4 protein-coding genes are annotated in these 7,612 nt (G+C 37.3%); 1 reads left to right on the plus strand and 3 read right to left on the minus strand.

Annotation, left to right across the window (positions count from 1 at the left end; all coding sequences use genetic code 11):
* Window positions 1-245: 245 nt before the first annotated feature.
* The 3 genes from HMPREF1140_RS09275 to HMPREF1140_RS09285 are packed head-to-tail and all read right to left on the minus strand — an operon-like array spanning window position 246 to window position 3,743.
* On the minus strand, window positions 246-1,280 hold the full coding sequence (locus HMPREF1140_RS09275; protein ID WP_009663588.1) for a ribonucleotide-diphosphate reductase subunit beta: 1,035 nt from the start codon (window positions 1,278-1,280) through the stop codon (window positions 246-248).
* The gene (locus HMPREF1140_RS09280; protein WP_009663587.1) at window positions 1,273-3,540 is read right to left on the minus strand and encodes a ribonucleoside-diphosphate reductase subunit alpha; all 2,268 of its coding nucleotides are present in this window, start codon (window positions 3,538-3,540) and stop codon (window positions 1,273-1,275) included. Before HMPREF1140_RS09280 ends, HMPREF1140_RS09275 begins: the two co-directional genes overlap by 8 nt.
* Entirely contained in the window at window positions 3,540-3,743 is a 204-nt protein-coding gene (locus HMPREF1140_RS09285; RefSeq protein WP_009663585.1) for a glutaredoxin family protein, read from the minus strand. The genes HMPREF1140_RS09280 and HMPREF1140_RS09285 overlap by 1 nt, the downstream gene beginning before the upstream one ends.
* A gap of 474 nt (window positions 3,744-4,217) precedes the next feature.
* On the opposite strand from HMPREF1140_RS09285, the gene HMPREF1140_RS09290 reads away from it, so the two are divergent.
* Window positions 4,218-7,612, plus strand: a 3,395-nt coding sequence (locus HMPREF1140_RS09290) for a hypothetical protein (protein WP_009663586.1), incomplete at its 3' end; no start/stop codon positions are given.

Genomic DNA, 7,612 nt, shown 5'->3' on the forward strand with positions numbered 1-7,612 from the left:
CAGAGGACAGAAAGGACGTAAGAGGATATGTATTTATTCTAATGAGTTCAATCGCAGCTGCAATGGCACTGGCATTCAAGAAAAAAGAAGAAAGATAATTTTTCGGTCCCCGACTTTATGTCGGGGGCTTTTTTATTATTGAAAAAGAATATGGTATTTGCAAAATAAATGATGTAGATAATCAGAAATAAAAAATAGCTGCCGGCTTACGATTATTAATCGTAAGTCGACAGCCAAAGTATTATTTAGAAATCTTCCCATCCGTCAATGGAAGAACTCATATTATAACTTGTAACAGTTCCTTCAAAGAAATTAGACTTAACATTACCTTCACCCTCGGTATCGGCAAATCTTTCCAAATGCTTATAAGGGTTTTTAGTAAAACCTGAATATAGAGGCTCCAGGCCTAAAGACTTTAATCTTTCATTAGCCAGCCATTTTGTATAACCCTCAGTTGTCTGAGAAGTTATGCCAAGCACACGATTTCCTATTATATGCTCGGTCCAGCTGATTTCCTGCTCAACAGCAGTATTAAACATGGAATAGATCGTTTCTGTCGAGAAAAACTCAGGGTAATCATTCTTTATTTCTTTAACAATACTTCTAAATAAAACAACATGTGAGAGCTCATCTCTGTTTATCAGTCTTATAATATCAGAGGTACCCACCATCTTATTTCTGCTTGCAAGAAGATAGAAGAAGTTAAAGCCGTTATAGAAATACAGTGATTCAAGCAAATAGTTTGCTATTATGACCTTAGCAAAGTTCTCATCGGACTGATTATCTATAAAATCCTGATATATCTTCGCAATAAAACTGTTTCTTTCAAATAATATCTTATCATCTCTCCATTTGTCATAGATCAGATCTCTACTTTGCTTTGGAAGTATGGACTCAATTATATACTGATAAGATTGAGAGTGAATGGACTCCTGGAAAGTCTGTATGGCCAGTAATAAATTCACCTCAGGTGCCGTGACATGGTCTGAAATATTAGGAATATTATTTGTCTGTATACTGTCAAGGAAGATCAAAAAGGAAAGTATTCCGTCGTAGGCTTCCCTTTCAGGTAAGGTCAAATTTTCATAGTCATTTTTATCCTTGGTTAAATCCACCTTTTCAGGTATCCAGAAATTTGCCATCATAGTTCTGTAAAGGTGATTGGCCCACTGAAATCTGACATTATTAAGGTTAAAAAGGTTTGTTGAATTACCCTTTATAATTTTCCTTGCACTTAATGTATCATCACCTGCCGGATTAAATAATTTCTTTCTATCCACTACAGCTTTCGCACTCCTCTTTATCTGAAATAGTATTCGTATTCTTTTGAATTGTTCTTATATAATAAACACTCTTACAGCCTTCTTCCCAGGCAGTCATTAAAGTGTCATAAATATCTTTTGCTTTAATATTTTTGTTTAAGTCAAAGACCATTTCCATAGATACACCCTGTGTTATCCATGAACCTATCTTTGCCATTATCTTTACATAGCTAATAGGGTTTACATTTTTAAACTCAGGATAGAACCATGCTCTGTCCTTCAAATGCTTAACAGTTCTTGGTATTGCTCCTCTTTGATTCTTTTCAATATAAAATCTTGAGAATGTCGGAGTTACAGAAGCAGTTGATCCCATTAACAAAGATGTGGAAGTATTAGGTGCTATCGCTGTAAGCTCACCGTTTCTTAGACCGTTAGCCTCTACCAGATAAAAAGCTTCATTCCATTCATCTTTGAATTTGGAATTTGCTCCATACCATTCTCTTTTCTTGCCGAAGAATATACCCTGATCCCATTTGGAACCCTTAAAGGCCTTGTAAGCTCCTCTTTCTTTTGCCAGCAATGCGGAAGACTTTACGGAATAAAGTGCTATTCTTTCAAAGAGCTCATTTATCTCATTTATAGAGTCTTCATAAATCATATATTCTCTTGCCAAGTAGTCTGCAAGTCCCATTGCACCGACACCTACTGTTCTGTAAAGTAAGTTATGCTTATTGGATTCCTTTAAAGGAGTAACTGTCAAATCTATAGTATTGTCCAAAGCTCTTATTGCAAGGGCTACATGTTTTTCAATCTCATCAGAGGTAAGTTCGGCCAGATTAAGAGAGATAAGGTTACAAGTGTGAATTTCACCCATATCACTTTTTCTGACAGCTGTATTGCCGTTAACTTCTTCCTCAAAATTTAGCGTAGGTTTGAAGTTTGAAAAACTCTCCATACAGAGATTTCCGTTACCTATCATGCCCATATGAGAGTTGTGATTTACTTCATTTGCTCTGTCTTTAAAGAATATATAAGGCATGCCGGTTTCAAGCTGAGTTTTCATAATACTCTTAAACAGATCTTTGGCATTTAAAATCTTTTTAAGCTTGATATTATCGTCTTTTTCAATCTTTTCATAGATTGATTCAAACTCATAACCATAAAGCTCACAAAGTTCAACACCGTATTTTCTTCTTATTTCATATGGATCAAGTAAAGTCCAGGATTCATTGTTTTTAACTCTCTTCATAAAGAGATTGGAACACACTACCTGTGGATAGATATCATAGGCTTTTCCTCTTTGGTCACCATTCTCGGTTTGCAGTTCAAGGAATGATTCAATATCCAAATGCCAGGTATCCAAAGCTACTGTAGCGGCTCCGGCTCTTCTTCCCTGTTGATTTACCGCAACAGCTGTATCATTTATTATTCTGATCCATGGTACAACACCGCCGCTGGCATTGTAATAACCGTTTACCATAGAGCCTTTTGCTCTTATTCTCGAAACATTTACACCGACTCCACCGCCGTTTTTACTGATTCTTGCCAAAGAGTCGATATTATAGAAGATAGACTCTATATTGTCATCTATTGCTGTAATAAAGCATGATGACAGATTTCCGTCAGGGACTCTAAGGTTTGCAAGCATAGGAGTCGCAAGTGAGAGCTTTCTTAGAGATAATGCATTATAGAACTCTTTTACTATATTTACTCTTGTTTCACCGGGCTCTTCATTTAAAGCCAGCATCATGGATATTGCCATAAATGTTTCTTGAGGCAACTCATAAGTTTTGCCTTCATGCTTAATCAAATATCTGTTAACAAGCATATTTGCCCCGGCATAGTCATAGACCATATCTCTGTCTATATCTATGAGTGGGGCAATTTGATCCAATTCCTCTTTGCTGTAGGTTAACAGTCTTTCATCATACAGCCCAAGTTCAACCATATGCTTTATAGTTTTGGAAAAATCACCGTAAGAAAAATTTCTTGAGTGGAAAACTTCCCTTTCAGCTTCCATCATAAGAAGTCTGCCTGCCACATATGCCCAGTCACTTTCTTCAAAACTTGTCATTGTAACAGCCGTGTTTATTAAAGATGCCTGAATCTTTTGAGTGGTAATATTTTCCTCATAGATTGAGTCTATATTACTCTCAAGCTCAACCATATTCACGTCCAGACCGTCACAGGCCCTTAAGAGTTTTTCTCTGATTTTTTCTATATTAAGATCTTCAATTATGTTATCTCGATTGATAACCTTTCTTTTTTCGTTTGACATCAGATCACCTGTAAGAAGGCTTCCATTGAGTACACATGATCATTGTATTCCACTACAGGAGCACTCATAATTCTTGCCTTACTTGCAACTATCATAAGTGTCTTCATGTCCTCAATGTACTCGAATTCAAGGTTTTTATTTTCCAATATTCCCTTTAAAGATACGCATTTACCACAGTTTTCCTTGCCATAAACTTTTATCATTTCTAAACACTCCTTAAATTCATACATATATATTGTGAAGTGATACGATATCGGCACAATATATTGTGTTAATAGCCTACTAATTTTATTATATAAAACCCAAAAAGTAAAGTATATATTTTGATTTTAAATAATAAAACGGAGGGTTAAAATAATTATTGTTTAAAAAAAAAACATTGTACTAATGTTACTGAAAAAACATGTAAATTGTGCTATGGTGAGCTCGTATATTCAGCACAAATATTTTTAATGTAAAATGATAAAATTAAATTACTTAAAAAATAATTTTACAAAATCAAAAAAATACTTTGCAAATATAATTTATTATGATATCATGTGCCTAATATAGAGTGAAAGGGAGGGTTTTATGAAAATAATACACGAGTTTTAGCTATATATCGAACTTTAGTTAAGGAGTGATCTGACAGATGACTCCTTAAAGTTATGTATAAATTATTATTAGGAGGAGGAAATATGAATACAATAAGAAAACGATTATTGGCCGCTTTTTTATCATTTGTGATGGTATTTCTGTCAATGAGTGATTTATTCACAGCATATGCAGGTCCGCCGGGTATAGTAAACGATCCTGATATTATTGCGGAAGTCACATACGACAGAAGTGTGGTCAACAGCAGAGGAAACAGCGACTTTTACGTAGGTGAGGAGGTTTCGTTCTATGCAAATATTACGGTATCTTCTATTACCAGGAGTATACCGGGAGCCTACGGAAAGCTCTACTTACCGAAGAAGATTTTTACTTATATAAATGCAAATAATATCTCTACTTGGATAAACAGACCAAGTACCAATTATTTGAATATAGACAGTTCATCAGATACTGAGTACCATATAGTTACTCTAAAGTTTAATAACCTGGGTGGCGGTACCACACAGACAGTGCCTTTTAAGGGAAAGCTTGCAGACTTCTCACTTGCAAATAATGAGAGTTATGTAATACCGTATCAGGTATATGATGCAAACGATACTTTACTTGAGAGTAACAATAATACCTTCACTGCAAAAACATATCCTATCGGATATGGTAACGAGGATTATAACTACAGAAGAAGCTACCAGTATGTACAGGGGTCAAGTGATTTACAGAGTAACAACTCGCTTTCAAACACATTGTCCACTTATGTAGACTTTTATACAAGAAGAACTAACTGGCCTGCAGCGGGTACATATCATGGTACAAGTTTCCCACAAGTAGGTGCCGACAGAAGAAAGACAAGAGTAACGGTACAGCTTCCGGCAAATGAAAACTTCGATACAACAGACAGCAGAAATGCCGGATGGACATATGATCCTGTAAACCATACTATCAGTAAAGAAAAGAATTATCCGAGTAATACATATACCAGTGAAGGTTTCTACATAAGATATAACAATCAGCCTACAGGAACTGTAAATTCACCGGTAGAGGTTACATTCCCTATAAAATGGGAGTATGTAAATGATGACGGTACAACAGATCCTGCATCTTTGGAGAAATCAAAGTCTTTTGCCAGATATGCTTCATTTCCGGCAATACCTCCGACAGACAGAGGTGTTACAGCTTATAAAAGTGCAAGTCCATGGTATTTGACATTTGACGACAGAGAAGAATCGACTGTACATAAATATGATATCAGTACTACATGGGGCTGGAATACGGGAACTCCTATAACATATCCGACTTTAGGTCAAAAAAAGGGAAGACTTTTCTCCATACTTGATACTCCTGAAGTCGATATGGAATTTATGGGATATCAAATCAAATATCCGAACTTAACAGGAAAAGTAGTTGATGCATCTGGAACGGAGCAGACTATTCCTGTTTTGGATGCCACTCAAAAGGCTGCTCTTTCAAATAACCAACTTATAGGAACAAAGCCTGACGGTAGTGAGGAAGTGATTGCTACTAATATATCAATTACAGAGAACTCCACAATGATTGATTTGCCGAATCCTACTCATTACACAAAGATAAATCTTAAATTTACAAATCCTATAGAGATACAGGCACCGAACGGTAATGTAGTGGTTGCAACATATAAATTCCGTTTGGCAGAGAATTCATACAATGATGTAAAGAATATTTTGGATGCAAAGCCTGACAATGAACAAAGCTATTCTGATACTTATAACAGAGCAAATGTATACGGTGATGACGGAGCAAGTCATCAATGGAATGCTCAAACCAGACAGATGATAAGATGGGCAAAAATTTATGCAAAAGAAAGTGCCCATACCACTCAGAATCAGAACTTGGGAACAAAGTATCTGAACGAAGAATTTGCTATGACTGACGGTATACAGTTCCGTCACAACCTTCCGGAGAGAGGTAGAGATGTAAAGAATCCGAAGTTCTTTTTATTGGCAGATCCGGCTCTTGAGTTTAAGGGTATGACCACAAACTCTGTCGGACAGCCTACATTCGGTCCGTATCTGAATAATTACAGAGTGGAATATAACTTTAAGAATACCGGAAAGACTGCTTATATCTGGGATTTCCCGACATTCCACCTTCCGAAGGGATCTAATTATTATACTATAGGCTTTTATCCGAGATTTAAGACTACTAAGAATATGGCAGGCGGTCAGAACTCTATAGATACATATATGTCATGGGACAATAATGAAGAGGCCGCTACCGATAAGGTGCCGGGACTCTATGATGATGTTCTTGACCTGGACAATGACGGAAACACCACAGAGAAGTTCACCAGCAAAAAGGCTACATATCTTTACTCACCTCCGTTAGAGTTGATTCTTACAAAGAGATCAAAGAGAGCGGATTCAGCCGAGACTTTGTATTCAACACTTACAACACCTGACAGTGAGCAGATAGTAGACTATAAGTTAAACATTTTCAATAACTCTATAACAGGAGTTAGCGGATTTACATTCTTTGATATCCTGCCACATGTGGGTGATAAGGCAATAGCACCTGATCAGCAGGGACATTATGCGGACAGAGGTTCAACATACAGACTTGGACTTACAGGTCCTCTTGATCCTAATCCGAACTATACATATGAATACAGTACAACCCCTGTGACAGAAGGAAATATAGCTGCCAACTATGCGGGCGCTACATGGACTTCATCAGTTTCAGACTGGTCAGCGGTTACTATGTTCAGACTTAAGATGAAGCCGGGATATACACTGGCAAGCGGTGCGGCGGATGATATCACATTCAGAGCAAAGATGCCTGATACCACTCCTCTTGATACCACAAACAAAGCGGTAAATACCTTTGCAGGATTTGCCGGAGACAGCTATACAGGTGCATTTGAGGCACTCAGCAATGTTGTAATTCCAAAGAAGTATAAGATCAGCGGTAAGATCTACTATGATGTTCCACCTGCAGGCGGAAGCGGAAACGGTACATATCTTACAACTGATGATGACGTACCTGCAGCAGGCAGAACGGTAAGTCTTTATGATGCAAGCGGTAATCCGGTACTTGATGAATCAGGTAATCCGATGACTACCACAGCCAATGCAAACGGAGACTACGCATTTGACAACATTTCAAGAGCAGGAACATACAAAGTAGTGATAACACCGGGAGTAGGAGATACAATAAGTACAAACCGTGTTACATCTACATCTCTCATAATAGGAAATGACTTTGCCAACGGAACTCAGGGAAGCAATCCTGTATTTGAAACAAGCGTAACACTTACACCAAGTGATGATAAGAAAACAGCAAATGCAGCGCTTGTGGCAAGTAATTCTACATTGAAAGTAAAATATGTAGATATGGCAGGAAATCCGATACCGCTTGACGACGGAAGCGGAAATGTGGCCGATACGGACAGCGTTCACGGCTTTAGAGATCCATATACGGTAACACCGCCTACAACACTTACAGGTGT

This window comes from Lachnoanaerobaculum sp. ICM7, assembly GCF_000287675.1.
In the GTDB taxonomy this organism is placed as follows: Bacteria; Bacillota; Clostridia; order Lachnospirales; family Lachnospiraceae; genus Lachnoanaerobaculum.

Bases quoted from the DNA above. Each gene is read 5' to 3' on its own strand.
- HMPREF1140_RS09280 (WP_009663587.1), bottom strand. From the start codon at position 3,540: ATGTCAAACGAAAAAAGAAAGGTTATCAATCGAGATAACATAATTGAA.
- HMPREF1140_RS09285 (WP_009663585.1), bottom strand. From the start codon at position 3,743: ATGATAAAAGTTTATGGCAAGGAAAACTGTGGTAAATGCGTATCTTTA.